Genomic DNA, 14,494 nt, shown 5'->3' on the forward strand with positions numbered 1-14,494 from the left:
CGTCCTCTCCGCCACGGGTCTCTCCCGGGTCGGCACGATGACGCCTCGCCCGGTGGACGGGTTGATCTTCTGGGGTGTGATGGTGGTCACAATCGTGACCCGTGCCGGCGCGGCCGATTGCCCCTGCCCTGTTGCATTCCGCGGTAACCGCGGGACGAGGCTTCGGGGGGCACCGGTCAGATGCGTGACGCCGAGGAGTTCGACGCCTTCTACGCGGCCTGCGCGGGACGGGTCGTGGGTCACGTCTTTGCGCTGACCGGTAACCGCGGCGAGGCAGAGGATGCCGTCGCCGAGGCTTTCATGCGGGCCTGGCAGCGCTGGCGGACTGTGCGGGAGGCGGACAGCCCGGAGGCGTGGGTCCGCCGGGTCGCCTCCCGGATCGCGGTGAGCAGCTGGCGCAAGACGTTCAACCGGATACGTGCACACCGTCGGGCCGCCGTCGACCAGAGCGTGCCCGGACTCAGCGAGGACCACGTCGCCCTGCTACAGGCGCTGCAGCGGCTGAGCGCCAACCAGCGCCGCGCCGTCGTGCTGCACCACCTGAACGATCTCAGCGTTGCCGAGGTGGCAACCGAGATGCGGGTGCCCATCGGGACCGTCAAGTCGTACCTTGCCCGCGGTCGAAGAGCGATGGCCGGAATGCTGACCGAGGCACACCAGGAGGGGGCCTCCCATGGCTGATCCGCACGACGACCTCACGGCAGTCGCCGACGGAGTCCGGCGAGTCACGACGCTGCCCGCAGCGCAGACATTGCGCCGCCGCAGCGACCAGCGCCGGCGGCGCCGGGCGGCCGTCACCGGCGCGGGCCTGGCCGTGCTGGTCGTGACCGCTGGCGCCACCCTGCTGCCGGCACGGGACCACGTCGAGACGCCGGACCGGGGCGTTGTTGGCCCAGCGGGCGAGGTCCCGCCATCGGTCGCCCCGTCCGTGACCGCGTCGGCGGGACCGCAGGAGATCCTCGACGGTCGGCGGCAGGTCCTGATCGTGGTGCCCGGCATGGGTGGGGCCGCGTTGGCGATCGGCCGTGACAACGACCGGGTGCGGGCCACCACCGAGCGGGGCATCGACGACCGGGCGCTGTGGGTCCTACACCCCGAGGGGGACAGATTCCGGATCATGCTGACCACGCCGCGCGGCGCCAGCCAGGTCTGCATGACCGTCGTGCACGACGCCGCCCCGGGCAGCGTCCGCGGCCGGGTGTGCGACCCGACCGCGCCGACGCAGCTCTTCCGGATCGAGCAGGTCGCCGACGGGAGCTACTCGATCTTCCAGGGGAAGCGCTACGTCCAGGTGATCGACGGCACCAACGCCCTGGTCCCCGACCTGCCCGAGGGCCTGACTACCACGTACGAGTTCGAGGACCGCGGTCCCGCCGCCGCCGAGCGGTTGGACGGCGGGAGCAGCCCCACCCGCTGAGCAACGCCAAGACCGCGTGAAGATCGTCCGGTTGGGCATTAAGAACCCGTCAAGATCGCGGGCGAGGGTTTGGGCACGACGTTGACTAGTACGGCAGCCGCCGTTTGAGATGTTGCTGGTGAGGGCCGGTAGACGAGGTGCGGCCACCGCGTGATCGTCTGTCTGCTGTGGACAAAACTTCAGATCTGGCGGTGGCCGCGTGCCACAGCGTAAACCCTGCCCGATGGCGGCAGGTCCTGACCGGGGTGTGCGATGCGTTCGCGGGACGGTTCGGGCGGGTCGAGCCACGCCGGGCGGCGGTGGCGTTCGTGACCGGGCTGCTGGCCGACATCGAGGTCAAGACGTGCTGGCAGTTGGCGGAGCAGGCCGGGCACGCCCGGCCGGACGCGATGCAAAGGTTGTTGTATCGGGCGGTGTGGGACGCCGACGCCGTCCGTGACGACGTGCGGGCGGTGATCGTCGACCGGTTCGGTGACCCGGACGCGGTCCTGGTCGTCGACGAGACCGGGGACCTGAAGAAGGGTGTGCACACGGTCGGGGTGCAACGCCAGTACACGGGCACCGCCGGCAGGATCGAGAACGCGCAGGTGGGGGTCTTCTGCGGCTACGCCCGCCGGCATGGGCACACGCTGATCGACCGTAGGGTCTACCTGCCGATGTCCTGGACTGATGACCGGGACCGCTGCCAGGGCGCCGGAGTCCCCGACGAGGTCGCCTTCGCCACGAAAGCCGAGCTGGCCGCCGACATGATCACCGCAGCCCTCGACGCCGGCGTCCCCGCCGCATGGGCGGCCGCGGACGAGGCCTACGGCAACAGCAGCGTCTTCCGCGCCCACCTGCGCCAACACCAGCTGGGCTATGTCCTGGCCGTGTCCCGCAGCCACCTGGTCCCTCTCAACGGCGGCAAGGTCCGCCTCCGGGCTGACCGGGTCGTCGCCGAGCTACCGGGATCGGCGTGGCAGCGCCGCAGCGCTGGAGCCGGGTCGAAAGGGCCCCGCTACTACGACTGGACCTGGCTCGACGATGTCACCACCGACGCCGACCCCGACGACGGCGGCCACCACAGCCTCCTGATCCGCCGCAACACCACCACCGGTGAGCTGGCCTTCTACCGCTGCTGGACCCCACACCCGGCCACCCTGGCCCAACTCGTCCGGGTGGCGGGCATCCGTTGGACGGTCGAGGAAAGCTTCCAAGCCGCCAAGGGCCAGGTCGGCCTGGACCAGCACCAGGTCCGCCGCTGGGACTCCTGGCACCGCTTCACCACCCTCGCCCTGGCCGCCCTCGCCGTTCTGGCGATCTGCGCCGCCGACGCCACCGACGACCCGGCCGACACAGGGATGATCAAACTGACCCTCAACGAGGTCCGCCGGATGATCAACACCCTCGTTCTTCGCCCAATCCGCGACCTCACCCACCGTCTGCGCTGGTCAGACTGGCGACGCCGCCATCAAGCCCGAGCCCGACAAGCCCACTACACCCGACGCCTCAACCTCGAACTCCAGCCATGATCCCGAACGGCGGCTGCCGTACTAGGCGTCGTGTTGGAGTGGATGAAACGGATGGTCGTCGGCCGCCCCTTGCGCAGCGACCGGCTCGGCGAGCAGGTGCTGCCCAAGCGGATCGCCCTGCCGGTGTTCGCCAGCGACCCGCTGTCGTCGGTGGCCTACGCCACCCAGGAGATCATGCTTGTGCTGACCCTGGGCGGGCTGTCCTACCTGTTCATGGCGCCGTGGATCGGCCTGGCGGTCATCGTCCTGCTCGCAGTCGTGGTGATGTCCTACCGGCAGGTGGTGCGCGCCTATCCGTCCGGTGGCGGCTCCTATGAGGTCGCCACCACGAATCTAGGTCCCTCGGCTGGCCTCGTGGTCGCAGCTGCGCTGCTGGTGGACTACGTGATGACGGTCGCGGTGTCGGTCGCTGCCGGCGTCGACAACATCATTTCCGCTTTTCCGGACCTCAACCCGTGGCGTGTGCCGATCAACCTTGGGTTCGTGGCCATCCTGACCGCGATGAACCTGCGCGGCGTACGCGAATCTGGGCGCATCTTCGCCGTGCACCACGACCCTGTTCCTGGTGGTGGCACGGGCGCGGTGGCGCTGGAGCACCTGGCAGTTGGCGCTGTTCGCGGTGGTCTTCGGCAGCATCGAGCTGACCTTCTTCACCGCGAACCTGGCCAAGGTCACCCACGGCGGTTGGCTGACGCTGCTCATCGCGATCGTCCTGTTCACGGTCCTGCTGACGTGGCGGCGTGGAGCCGGGCTCGTCACCGCCCGGCGGACCGAACGGGAAGGACCGCTGCGCGACTTCATTGACACCCTGCACGCCACGAACATCCCCTGGGTGCCGGGCACCGCGGTGTTCCCCCACCACCCCAACAAAGAGACGACTCCCCTGGCACTGCGCGCGAACGTCGCGCACAACCACGCGAGAGAATTGTGATCATTACCGGTCGCACCGCCAACGTCCCGCACATCCCGTGGGATCAACGCCTGACCATCGACGATCTCGGCGACCCGAACGACGGCATCATCCACATCACCGCCGTCTTCGGTTTTCAGGACCCCACCGATTTCCCTGAGGTCCTACGCCACGCCGCCCCTCACCCCCTCGCCAATTGGATCGATCTCGACCAGGTCTCCTACTTCGTCTCGAGGATCACTCTGCGGTGCACCCGTCAGCCCGGCATGGCCATCTGGCGTAAACGCCTGTTCATCGGCCTCGCCCACAACGCCGCCAGCCATGCCGAGTTCCTTCACCTGCCCGAGGAACGCACGATCGTCCTCAGCGCCGAAGTCCCCGTCTGAATCCGCCCCGATCAGCCCGCGCTGCTCAACGGGTCCGCCAAGGTACGGGTAGCTGCACCACAGCCACCCGGCGGTGTTCCCACCTTCACCGCCCCCTCCGACACGGTCTTTGACACCGCCTGGCCAGGGCGACCAGGCTCACCCGACGGGGGTCGAAGCTCTCGGCCATGGCACCAAGATCAGGCCGTCTCCAGGCCGTCTGAGGTGGACCGACGGTGGCCACCAACGACCATCGGTGACGGATCCGCGCCGAGGTCGCGCGGCATCTCGCCCGATTCCGGTTACTAGGTCCCTCCGCTAGATCAATACCGCTGGGGGGAAGAGCTTTCGACTTCTCGCCCCGGCCTCGAGCGATGACGCGAAAATAGTTCATATGAGGATGTCGTCTGCCCTGCTTCTGTCGGTCGTACTCGTGGCTGGCTGTGGCGGCCCGCTCAGCCGCGCGGACACCAAGCGGCCCGGGCGAGCTTCGACCGCCAGCCAGTCGCCTGCGCCGAAATCCCAGATCACCGTCGTCGCCGCCGGTGACCTCTTGGTGCATCCCGAGTTGACGGCCCAGGCCGCGACCGACGCCCGCGCCGCCGGACGCGCCGGCCACGATTTCACCCAGGTCCTGGCCGCGATACGGCCAGTGGTGAGCCGGGCCGACCTGGCGATCTGCCACATGGAGACCCCACTGGGGGAGCCGTCCGGCCCGTTCACCGGGTACCCGATCTTCAGCGTGCCCCCCGAACTGGCCGATGCCGCAGCATGGGCTGGTTTCGACACCTGCTCGACAGCGTCCAACCACTCCCTCGACACGGGTCTACCGGGAATCGGCCGCACCTTGGACAGGCTGGACCGGGTCGGATTACGCCATGCCGGGACCGCGCGCAGCGCGCAGGAGGCGGCGCGGCCCAACATTCTCGACGTGGCCGGGGTAAAGGTGGCCCAGTTGTCGTACACCTTCGGTTTCAACGGCATCCCTCGGCCTGCCGGCCAGGACTGGGTGGCGAACCTCATCGACCGCAACGCCGTCTTGGCCGAGGCACGGCGGGCCCGCGCCCAGGGTGCGGAGATTGTCATCCTGTCGATGCACTGGGGCGCGGAGTACCAGAACAAACCGAACGACGACCAACTCCAGCTCGCCCGGGATCTCCTCGCCTCCCCCGACATCGACCTCATCGTGGGCCACCACGTACACGTGGTACAGCCGTTTGAAAAGATCGGCACGAAGTGGGTGGCGTACGGGCTGGGCAACTTGACCACGTACGGCTCTGAGGAGAGCACCCAGCAGGCGGTGGTGCCAGAGTTCACCTTCACCCGTACGGTGTCGGGCCGATGGGAGGTGAGCGGCGTCGAGGTGCACGCCACCTGGATGCAGTACCAGCCGGCGGCCCGGGTGGTCGACCTGGCCAGCGCTGTAAACGACGTCCGGGCGCCCGAGGAGCGCCGGACCGACCTGGCCCGCGTCCAGCAGCAGATCACCCGGTACGTCGACATGCGCGGTGCCCTGGCCGCCGGGCTACGGATGCGGCGCTGACCGTCACGCGTCTTCCCCGAAGGGCCACAGCACCGCGACCTCGCGTCGACCTAGACCACCATCAAGGGGTGCCCGCGCCGCTACGGTGACAGGGGCCACCGCCGCGCCGGGCGGCCAGCCTGGGTCGCCGACCGGCTGGAGCCGCTGACGCCTAGGGGAGTCCAAACCCCTCACGCCGAGAAATGCCCACCTACGAGCGCTTCCTCGAGAAGCGGCTCGAACCCGGCGGCGCGATCATCCTCCACGAGTGCACCCGCGACCGGCGCACTAGAAAAGTGGCCGACCGGGTGTACTTCCAGTTCGGCGCCCTCGGCGGAGTCTCGGCGGGCGAATACCACGACAGCGGCGACCGGATCGCCCACTACCTGCAGCGCGAGGGCTCGCCCGACCAGCGGTGGACGCCGCCCGGGCCGTACCGCGCGGCCTGGTCGTCGACCTCGTGGCTCCCGGCTCGATCGCCGTGATCAAGGCGACTGACAGGCTGGTATCAGTTGGGGACCAGACCGGTCATCGTCGACGAGTCAGCGTTGGGGGAATGAGCGGACGGGTGCGGGCACTGCGATACCTACCTCGTCGCCTCGGCGAGGTACCCGATCGCCGGGGACGCGCGCGACCAGGCGGGTGGTCTGGTGGACCAGATCTAGGCGGACCATCGCGTCGGCGCCTTGGTAGGTCACCGACGAGACCGATGCTCTGGTGTCGGACGGCTCGCGCACGACGAGTTGCTCGGGTCGAACCATCACGAGTACGTCGCCGGTGGCCGGTTCGGCCAGGTCGAGTTGGCCCAGACAGCAGTAGACGGTCCGGCCGACGGCCCGCCCGCTGAGGAGCATCGCGTCGCCCAGGAACCGGCCGACCTCGGGCGTGGCCGGTGCGCCGTACACGCCGGCCGGGCTGTCGATCTGGGCGAACCGGCCGTCGAACATGACGGCCACCTGGTCGGCGAACGACAGCGCCTCGGCTTGGTCGTGTGTCACGAGCACGGTGGTTGCGTCCCGCTCGGCGAGAGCGGCACGTGTGGCCTCGCGGGTTGCGGCGCGCAGGGCGGTGTCGAGCGATGAGAACGGCTCGTCGAGCAGTACCACTGATGGTTCGCGGGCCAGGGCCCGGGCGAGTGCGACGCGCTGCTGTTGCCCGCCGGACAGCTCATCCGGCCGGCGGCGGGCCAGGCTCGGTGACAGGCCGACTAGCTCGAGCAACGGCTCGACCTGGGCCGCTCGGCGCCGTTCGGCCCGCGGCAGCCCGAAGGTGATGTTGCCGGCGACGTCGAGGTGCGGGAAGAGTGCGCCGTCCTGTCGGACGTAACCGATGCCGCGCCGCTCCGGAGCCACCAATGCAGGTCCGTCGGTAAGTACCTCGCCGCGTACCTCGATTCGCCCCTGGTCGGGCCGGATGAACCCGGCGATCGCCCGCAGCAACGTGGTCTTGCCGCTGCCGGAGGGACCGAGCACCGCGGTAATGCCGCCCGCGCGCACATGCAGATCGACCTGGTCCAGTACCGGCGGGCCGCCGTACCCGACGGTCAGCCCGGTGATGGAGATGCCGGCACCGCTCATCGCTGGTCCAGGATCTGCCGGCGCAGCAGGACGGTGAGCGGGGCGGACAGGGCGATCATCGCCGCAGCGTACGGAGCGCTCGCCACGTAGTCCAACTCGTCGCTGGCCGACCAGAACCCGGTGGCCAGCGTCTCGGTGCCCGTCGGGGCGAGGAGCAGGGTCGCGGTGAGTTCGGTCGACGCCGCGAGGAAGACCAGAACGAATCCCGTTAGCGCCGATGGCAGCACCAGCGGAAGGACCACCCGGATGAGGGTACTGAGTCCGGAGAGCCCTAGCGAACGCGATGCCTCGAGGAGTTCGGGCGGAGCCGCGGCCAAGCCGGACCGCCAGGCGACCATGGCGCGGGGCATGAAGAGCACCGTGTAGGCCAGCACCGCGAGTGCGGCGGTCTGGTAGACCGGACGGGCCCACTGCACCGCCAGCGTCACCAGCGCCAGCCCGATCACCACCCCGGGAAGCGCGCTCGCAAGGTAGGTCACCCGCTCCAGCACGGTCGCCAGTCGAGACGGGTACCGATGCAGCAGCCACGCAACGGGCAGCGCGGCGAGCGACGCCGCCAGGCCCGCCACCACCGCAAGGCCGACGGTTGAACCCGTCGCCGCGAGCAGCGGGCCAACGACCACCGCGCCGGACGTGATCGCCCGCACCAGCCAACGCAGCACCAGCACCAGCGGAACCAGTAGCGCCAACCCGACGAGCGCGGCGAGTGCAGCGGACGCGGGGATGGTCCATGCGCCCAGGCGGTACGCGACCGGACGCTGCCGGGCGCCGGCGCCCATCCGGGCGATCCGTGCGCGGCCGCGCAGCGGCACCTCGAGGGCCAGCAGACCAATGCAGAGCAACACCAGGACTGCGGCCAGCAGACTGCCGGCGGCGTTGCTGAACCCGACCGCGAACTGCTGCAGGATCGCCGTGGTGAAGGTGGGAAACCGCATCATCTGCAGGACGCCGAACTCGGCCAGCAGGTGCAGGGCCACCAGCAACGCGCCGCCGGTGATGGCCGGACGCAACTGCGGCATCGTCACCCGCAGTACCGCTCCCAGACTGGATGAGCCGAGCGACCGTGCGGCGTCCAGGTGGCCCTGGTCGAGCGCCCGCAGCAAAGCCGCGGCCGGCAGGAAGACGAACGGATAGTAGGCCAGGGCTGTGATGAACACCGCGCCACCCAGCCCCTGCACCGCCGGGAGCACCGACGTCCAGGCGTAGCTGCTGACGAACGCCGGGATGGCGAGCGGTGCCAGGAGCAGCGTGCGCCACGTGCCGGCGCCCGGCAGTGTCGTTCGCTCCACCAGCCAGGCCGCACCACAGCCCAGCAGCACGGTGATCGGAACGGTCAGCAGGACCAAGAGCATCGTGTTGCCGAGCAGTTCGGCCGTCCTCGGCCGCAGCAGCAGCCTCGACGCCTCGTCGCCAACGGCAGAAGCCTGACCGATTACGACCAGGACCGGCAGGACCATCACGGCCGCGACCAGGACCGCGGCCGCCACGACAATCCACGGCATCCGGGTGGACCGACGGGCGCGTACGACTGGCCGGGTCGTTACCGGTTCGTCGTACGCGGCGGCGGGCGACTCGCGAAGGTCAGATGATGCCGGCATCGGTCATCAGCTCATTCACCTTGTCGGAGTTCAGCGTGAAGGGGTCGACCGGCGGCGCCTGCAGGCTGTTCAACGGCGGCAGCGCGGGCGCCGAGGCGACACCGCTGCCCACGGCGTACTCCATCGACTGGGAGTCGACCAGCACTTGCTGCCCGGCCTTGCTGGTGATGAAGGCCAGGAACTTGTGGGCCTCGGTCGGCTTCTTCGTCCGGGCCAGCACAGCACCTCCGGACAGCGACACGAACGCGCCGGGGTCCTGGTTGCGGAAGTAGTGCAGGGCCGTGTTGGCGCTGCCTTCCTTGGTGCCAGCCTGGTCTCGGTACCAGTAGTAGTGGTAGATCACTCCGCACTCGATCTCACCGGCGTTGACCGACTTCATCGTGGCGATGTTGTTCTGCAGCACCCGGGCGTTGGACTTCAGGCCGTCCAGCCATTCAGTGGTCTTCTGCTCGCCCTGACCGGCGAGCATGCCCGCGACGATGGCCTGGAAGTCCGCACCACCGGGGGCACACCCCCAGCGGTCCTTCCACTGCGGCCCGGCGAGATCCATCAGCGACTTCGGCAGGTCGGCCTTGTCGAGTTTGGCAGTGTTGTAGACCAGCACCGTGGACCGGGCGGCGATTGAGGTCCACGCCTTCGACGACGGAGTCAGATTGGCCGGCACCTGCCGCCGGGTCGCCTCGTCCAGCGGGGCGAGCAACTTGTTCCGCTCGACCAGCGTCATCGCCGGACTGTTCTCGGTGAGGAACACGTCGGCGGGCGACGCGGAGCCCTCGGCCACGATCTGATGACCCATCGAGGCGTCGGAGCCCTTGCGGACCTGCACCTTGATGCCGGTCGCCGCGGTGAACGCCTCGGCCCACGCTCTGGTGAGGTTCTCGTGCTGCGCGGAGTAGACCTGCAGCGAACCGGGGTCGGCCTCGTACCCGTCCTCGGATTTCGACCCGCACCCCACCAAGCCCACTGCCCCGACGGCCCCGAGGCCGGTCAGGAACGTGCGTCGACGCATGTCATGTCCTCTCTCACGAAGTGCTTTGCCGCCACCTGACTACGGATGGCTGCGACCCCCGGCAGAGGCGACAGCCGCCGGCGCAGGACGTAGTTGCCGACCGCACAGAACCCCAAGCCGGCGGCGATCGCGGCCGCGAACTTGATGATCGGAGAGCCAAAGAACGCGAAAACCTGGAACTGCACGAGGTAGATGTGCAGCGAGGCGGCCGCCAGTGCGCCAAGCGGACGGACGAGCAGCCGCGGTACCGGTAGCGCGGGAACGAGCGCCAGCAACATGAGCCCGACCATGATCGTCAGGTTGCGTGCGGCGTCTCCGGCGAAGAAGCCAAAGGCGGCACCTGCCGCGACCGCCGTCGTGACCAGTCGGCGCCGCCGGCTGTCGGCCGCCGCCATCGCGACTCCCGCCACGAACAGCCACGCCACCGTGCCCGGCAGACCACGCAGCGGACCGTCGTACAACGCGAGCACCAGATAGCGAGGCACCAGCAGCACGGCCAAGGCGACCATCGCAGTGCGCCAGGCGTCGGCGGCGTATGCGGCCCGCAGCCGCGGAACAGCCAGCGCTGCGACTGTGCCGACCATGATCACCAAGTAGGCCTCGACGAACCAGAAGATGTTGCCGTCCTGCGGCCGGGCGAGCCAATGCACCAGCGCAACGTTCGACCAGTGGACCGTTCCGAACCCGAACAGCATCAACGCCGCGACGGTCACCGCCGGGACGACGACCCCGACTGCGATCCGGGCGGTCCGCCGCACGCGCTCCGCTGTCGTCGGCGAGGCGAGTACGTACCTGGCGAACAGGAAGCCGGCGACCGCGAGCAGGATGTGCGCTCCGCCAGGCAGCCGGAACAACCCGACATGACTGCCACAGATCGTCACCACGGCCACGCCGCGCAGGACGACGGTCGTCTCGACCCGCCGCACCAGCGGACGCCGCCACCGGGAACGCGGCAGCCGGTCGGCGAGCGCGACCAGGTCGCGCACCGGGCGATGGTGCCAGTCGGACGGCAGGTCACCGAGCAACCGCGTCAGGCCGACCGACGCCACGACGTGGCTGAAGGAATCGCCGCCGAGCTCGACGAACGACCGATCGGGGTCGATGCCACCGCGGCCGACAAGCGGCTCCAGTACGCCGATCACCGCAGCGGCGGTCTCTGCCTTCGGGGCGGAGGACTCCGTGACGTGCAGGTCGGCACTGCGCCGGCGGTCGAGTTTGCCGTTGGGTAGCAGCGGGAGGTCGTCGACCGCGCGGACCGAGATTACCGACCGGCTGAGACCGGAGACCTGGGCGGCCTGGTCGCGAACCTGGTCGGGGGATTGCTCGCAGCGCCGGTAGGTGACCTGAAGCTTGTCGTCGCAGCCGGTGACGCAGGACTGCAGCCCCCGGCCGAGCAGGGAGCGCTCGACCTGGCCGAGGTCGATCCGGATTCCCATGATCTTCACGAAGTCGGACCGCCGTCCGACAATCCGGACCAGTCCGTCCGCGTCGATCCGCGCCAGGTCGCCGGTCCGAAGCTCAGTGTGCATCCGACCCAGGGCCAGGTCGTCGGGCTGCTCGGCGTATCCGAGCATGACGCCCGGACCCGTGAACACGAGCTCGCCAACCGGGCCATCGGGTGAACCCACCGCTTCGTCGGTTCCGGCCGGGTCGAGCCGGAACGCCGATCCGGCGATCGGCCATCCCACCGCATCGGGGTATCGCTCCGACAGTTCGGGTGGCAGCACGGCCATCCGCGCGGTGGCCTCGGTCTGGCCGTACATCACCGCCAGACCCCAACCGGCCGCGCGGCCCCGAGCCGCGAGCTCTCGCACCCGCGCGGGCGGCAACGCGCCGCCGGCTTGGGCGAGCAACCGGAGCGAAGGCAGATGATCCAGCACACCTTGGACGTCGAGCAGATCCACCACGTGCGGAGTGGCGGCAACCACGGTGACGCGGTCGCGGCGCAGATCATCGGCGAAGCCGGGGTCGGTCACCGACCCGGGCCGCAGCACTGTGGTGGCACCTGCCCGGAGTTGGGCATGCAGCACCGACAGCCCGAAGCAGTAATGCAGCGGTAGCGAGGTGACCGCACGGTCGGCCGGTGTGATTGACAGCGCGGCCGCGATCGCCTCGGCGTTGCTGAGCACGTTGCTGTGGCTGAGCCGAACCAGCTTGGGTGAGCCGGTGCTGCCCGACGTACTGAGCAGCAGCGCCAGATCCGGATGCAGGAGGTGCCGCGGTTCATCGGTGTCACTGTTCGGCGTTGCCGTCTCGAACGTGCCATCCGGGTGGAGCCAGAGGTCGGGCTGGTAGACCGCGGTGATCGACCGATGCTCGGGCGGGGTGATCAGTGCCACGTGCCCGGCCGACATCACCGCCAGATAGCCGAGCACCAGGTCGCGATGCGGGGCCAGCGGCACGTGCACGAGCCGCCGACCAGCCTGTGCTGACGGCAGGCTGGCCGCGAGCGCAGCCACCCGGTCGGCCAGTTCCCCGTAACTGAGGCGGCCGGCCGAGTCGATCAGGGCGGGGTGATGCGCGTCAGCCGTGTCGGACACCGGGACGGCGACGCGCACCCACCGGGGATCCAGCAGAGACACGGTAGGTGAGGCTAACCTAAGCAACCGTGGCTGTCCAACCCTCAACTACGAGCAAGATCACGGTGTTCAACGTCGGTCTGACGGTGGCGCACGTCGGGCTACGGGACGTGCTCGACCACCGCGAGCGGCAGCGCGTCGATCGCACCGTAGCTGAGGCTGATCGCGCTCGGTTCATGCTCGGAGCGGCACTGCTGCGCACCGTCGCCGGCTCAATGCTCGGCCTCCCGGCCGAGGCGGTGACGGTGGACCGCACGTGCTCTCACTGCGGCCGCTGGCACGGCCGGCCGACGCTGCCCGGCACCGCATTGGAAATGTCTGTGTCGCACAGCGGCGCGGTGGTGACCGTTGCCGCCCTGCCCGGCGGCGGGCGGGTTGGGGTCGACGTCGAGCGGACCGGTGATCGGCCGGTGTGGGAGGTAGTCGCCTGGACAATCGCAGAAGCCCAGTTCAAAGCCGGTGGCGGATCGGGCCTGACACTCCACCGGCTGCCGCCCCCGGCGCCTCGGCACGTGCTGACCTTGGCTACCAACCGGGCCGCGGCCACGGTGGAGGTGGTCGACGCGACGACCCTGCTGCCGCCGTCTACATCATGGCAACCCGGCCCCGGACGGCGGCGTAAGTGACCGATCGGGGCGCTCGTTCTTCTCCGACGACCTTTTCAACCGGGCGCTGGCGGGCAGAGTCGGCGAGCGGTGGCGGCACGGATCGTGACAAGGCCGGTTCGCGCTGATCTTGTAACGAAGCGGCGCACGTCATCGCGGACGGCGTCGGCGTCCCACACCGCCGTGCGCAGCAGCCGCTGCATCGCCTGCGGCCCACGATGTCCGGCCTGCTCCGCCAGCCACCAGCAGTTCTTCCGTTCCACCGGCGACAGCAGACCCAACACGAGGTCCCGGGCGCCCTGGTTACACGCCGAGGAATCAGCCCGTGTCCGCCCGACCCCGTCGCCTCTCGACCGCCTGGGCTGCTCTGCGCGCCGCCCGCTATCGCTGGGAGGTATGTCGTCGACCTACTCGGCGCACCGTCCGCGACGCCGAAGGTCGCGTCTTCGTCACGGACGCCCCCAGGTGTCCTTTGGACGGCCGGAGATCCTCTCGGGAGCGGCGCTTCGGACCGGCCCGCCCGCGCAGCAGAGGGTCGTACGAGGCGAGCGGTGGTCAGGCGTGGGAGATCCGCCGGGCCGCCTTCTCCGGCTCCTCCTTGAGCAGGCCCCGGACGTGCAGGAAGGCCAGCAGCTCTGCCAGCTGCCCCGCGTCCAGCCCGTCGACCCGCGCGGGGAGCACCTGGTAGCGCCCGATCCGGAAGATCAGGTGAGCGGGGATGGGCTCGACCCGCTCCAACGCCGGCCAGCGGACGAGGCTGTCCATGGGCTCGCTGGCGGTGCGCACGCCCTCGCCGTCGATGGTCCAGGCGATCGGGACGCCGTAGAACTTCCAGTTGATGCCGACCAGCCTGCGCGTGGCCCGCCAGTAGAGCACGCCGAGCAGTGCGGTGGCGGTACCAGGGATCGCCGCGCCGTACCCGTCGCCGCCGCAGAGGGTGAGCATGGTCATCAGGGCCGTCAGCGCGCCGACGACCCAGTAGGGCAGCAGCATCACCGTACGGAAGGCCCGACGCAGCGCGGCGCCGAGCAGCTTCCGGTCCGGCTGGGTCGTGAAGTGGATGATCATGATCAGACACACTACGGAGTGGCCGACGCAGCTCCTGTATGGGGCATATCGACGAGACCGGAGACCCGGAGGTGCCTGTGGACGGGGTGTCGCCCCGCCATACGGCGACAGCACCCGGAACTGCTCGGTTTCGCCCCGGTGATACCAGCTTGTGGCCCGTGGATGGCCGGCGGGTCCTCTGATCCGTAGCCTCGGCATGGTCGTCCGGAACGGTTCGGCGCAGACTTCGGCCGGTGCTCCCACGCCTGCGGCGCACAGCTAGTGCTCTGACCACAAACGTTGGCGGGGTTGGCCGGTGGTTGGGGAATTGTCGTAGGGGTGGTGTTGGCTTCG

Annotated in this window: 13 protein-coding genes and 2 pseudogenes; 9 read left to right on the forward strand and 6 right to left on the reverse strand. The window is 69.5% G+C overall.

Annotated elements, in window-relative coordinates; translation table 11 throughout:
• Positions 1-180: 180 nt before the first annotated feature.
• The 8 genes and pseudogenes from I8N68_RS30110 (at position 181) to I8N68_RS30145 (ending at position 6,210) form a co-directional block, all read left to right on the forward strand.
• Complete coding sequence (locus tag I8N68_RS30110) at positions 181-681, forward strand: SigE family RNA polymerase sigma factor (protein ID WP_200216335.1); 501 nt, start codon at positions 181-183, stop codon at positions 679-681.
• Positions 674-1,417, forward strand: a complete 744-nt coding sequence (locus tag I8N68_RS30115; protein WP_200216336.1) for a hypothetical protein — start codon at positions 674-676, stop codon at positions 1,415-1,417. Before I8N68_RS30110 ends, I8N68_RS30115 begins: the two co-directional genes overlap by 8 nt.
• 191 nt (positions 1,418-1,608) lie before the next feature.
• Entirely contained in the window at positions 1,609-2,928 is a 1,320-nt protein-coding gene (locus tag I8N68_RS30120; protein ID WP_443673265.1) for an IS701 family transposase, read from the forward strand.
• 51 nt (positions 2,929-2,979) lie between these two features.
• Positions 2,980-3,456 (forward strand): annotated as a pseudogene (locus tag I8N68_RS30125) (amino acid permease); the annotation flags it as partial.
• 40 nt (positions 3,457-3,496) lie between these two features.
• Positions 3,497-3,859: a KUP/HAK/KT family potassium transporter gene (locus I8N68_RS34390; RefSeq protein WP_372433910.1), complete on the forward strand. Its 363-nt coding sequence runs from the start codon at positions 3,497-3,499 to the stop codon at positions 3,857-3,859.
• Positions 3,856-4,224 carry a KUP/HAK/KT family potassium transporter gene (locus I8N68_RS30135; protein WP_200216344.1) on the forward strand — a complete coding sequence of 123 codons (369 nt, stop codon included), beginning with the start codon at positions 3,856-3,858 and terminating at the stop codon, positions 4,222-4,224. Before I8N68_RS34390 ends, I8N68_RS30135 begins: the two co-directional genes overlap by 4 nt.
• A gap of 379 nt (positions 4,225-4,603) precedes the next feature.
• Positions 4,604-5,746: a CapA family protein gene (locus I8N68_RS30140; RefSeq protein WP_200216357.1), complete on the forward strand. Its 1,143-nt coding sequence runs from the start codon at positions 4,604-4,606 to the stop codon at positions 5,744-5,746.
• A 182-nt stretch (positions 5,747-5,928) separates the two neighbouring features.
• Positions 5,929-6,210 (forward strand): hypothetical protein, encoded by a 282-nt coding sequence (locus I8N68_RS30145; RefSeq protein ID WP_200216346.1) that lies wholly within the window; start codon positions 5,929-5,931, stop codon positions 6,208-6,210.
• 57 nt (positions 6,211-6,267) lie between these two features.
• Here the strand turns inward: I8N68_RS30145 and I8N68_RS30150 are convergent, their stop codons facing one another.
• The 4 genes from I8N68_RS30150 to I8N68_RS30165 all read right to left on the reverse strand — a co-directional run bounded on the left by I8N68_RS30150 (position 6,268) and on the right by I8N68_RS30165 (position 12,491).
• Positions 6,268-7,302 (reverse strand): ABC transporter ATP-binding protein, encoded by a 1,035-nt coding sequence (locus tag I8N68_RS30150; protein WP_200216348.1) that lies wholly within the window; start codon positions 7,300-7,302, stop codon positions 6,268-6,270.
• Positions 7,299-8,804, reverse strand: a complete 1,506-nt coding sequence (locus I8N68_RS30155) for an ABC transporter permease (RefSeq protein WP_200216349.1) — start codon at positions 8,802-8,804, stop codon at positions 7,299-7,301. The genes I8N68_RS30150 and I8N68_RS30155 overlap by 4 nt, the downstream gene beginning before the upstream one ends.
• Before the next feature lie 79 nt (positions 8,805-8,883).
• On the reverse strand, positions 8,884-9,909 hold the full coding sequence (locus I8N68_RS30160) for an iron ABC transporter substrate-binding protein (protein ID WP_200216350.1): 1,026 nt from the start codon (positions 9,907-9,909) through the stop codon (positions 8,884-8,886).
• On the reverse strand, positions 9,888-12,491 hold the full coding sequence (locus tag I8N68_RS30165) for an AMP-binding protein (protein ID WP_200216351.1): 2,604 nt from the start codon (positions 12,489-12,491) through the stop codon (positions 9,888-9,890). Before I8N68_RS30165 ends, I8N68_RS30160 begins: the two co-directional genes overlap by 22 nt.
• Positions 12,492-12,553: 62 nt before the next feature.
• On the opposite strand from I8N68_RS30165, the gene I8N68_RS30170 reads away from it, so the two are divergent.
• The gene (locus I8N68_RS30170) at positions 12,554-13,114 is read left to right on the forward strand and encodes a 4'-phosphopantetheinyl transferase family protein (protein ID WP_200216352.1); all 561 of its coding nucleotides are present in this window, start codon (positions 12,554-12,556) and stop codon (positions 13,112-13,114) included.
• Positions 13,115-13,227: 113 nt separating this feature from the next.
• Here the strand turns inward: I8N68_RS30170 and I8N68_RS33350 are convergent.
• Positions 13,228-13,389: pseudogene (locus I8N68_RS33350) on the reverse strand (IS701 family transposase); the annotation flags it as partial.
• Positions 13,390-13,648: 259 nt separating this feature from the next.
• Positions 13,649-14,161: a YcxB family protein gene (locus tag I8N68_RS30175; protein WP_200216353.1), complete on the reverse strand. Its 513-nt coding sequence runs from the start codon at positions 14,159-14,161 to the stop codon at positions 13,649-13,651.
• Positions 14,162-14,494 lie beyond the last annotated feature (333 nt).

Source organism: Micromonospora coerulea (genome assembly GCF_016598485.1).
In the GTDB taxonomy this organism is placed as follows: Bacteria; Actinomycetota; Actinomycetes; order Mycobacteriales; family Micromonosporaceae; genus Micromonospora; species Micromonospora coerulea.

Bases quoted from the DNA above. Each gene is read 5' to 3' on its own strand.
- I8N68_RS30140 (WP_200216357.1), top strand. From the start codon at position 4,604: ATGTCGTCTGCCCTGCTTCTGTCGGTCGTACTCGTGGCTGGCTGTGGC.
- I8N68_RS30145 (WP_200216346.1), top strand. From the start codon at position 5,929: ATGCCCACCTACGAGCGCTTCCTCGAGAAGCGGCTCGAACCCGGCGGC.
- I8N68_RS30110 (WP_200216335.1), top strand. From the start codon at position 181: ATGCGTGACGCCGAGGAGTTCGACGCCTTCTACGCGGCCTGCGCGGGA.
- I8N68_RS30160 (WP_200216350.1), bottom strand. From the start codon at position 9,909: ATGCGTCGACGCACGTTCCTGACCGGCCTCGGGGCCGTCGGGGCAGTG.
- I8N68_RS30115 (WP_200216336.1), top strand. From the start codon at position 674: ATGGCTGATCCGCACGACGACCTCACGGCAGTCGCCGACGGAGTCCGG.
- I8N68_RS30150 (WP_200216348.1), bottom strand. From the start codon at position 7,302: ATGAGCGGTGCCGGCATCTCCATCACCGGGCTGACCGTCGGGTACGGC.
- I8N68_RS30155 (WP_200216349.1), bottom strand. From the start codon at position 8,804: ATGCCGTGGATTGTCGTGGCGGCCGCGGTCCTGGTCGCGGCCGTGATG.
- I8N68_RS30175 (WP_200216353.1), bottom strand. From the start codon at position 14,161: ATGATCATCCACTTCACGACCCAGCCGGACCGGAAGCTGCTCGGCGCC.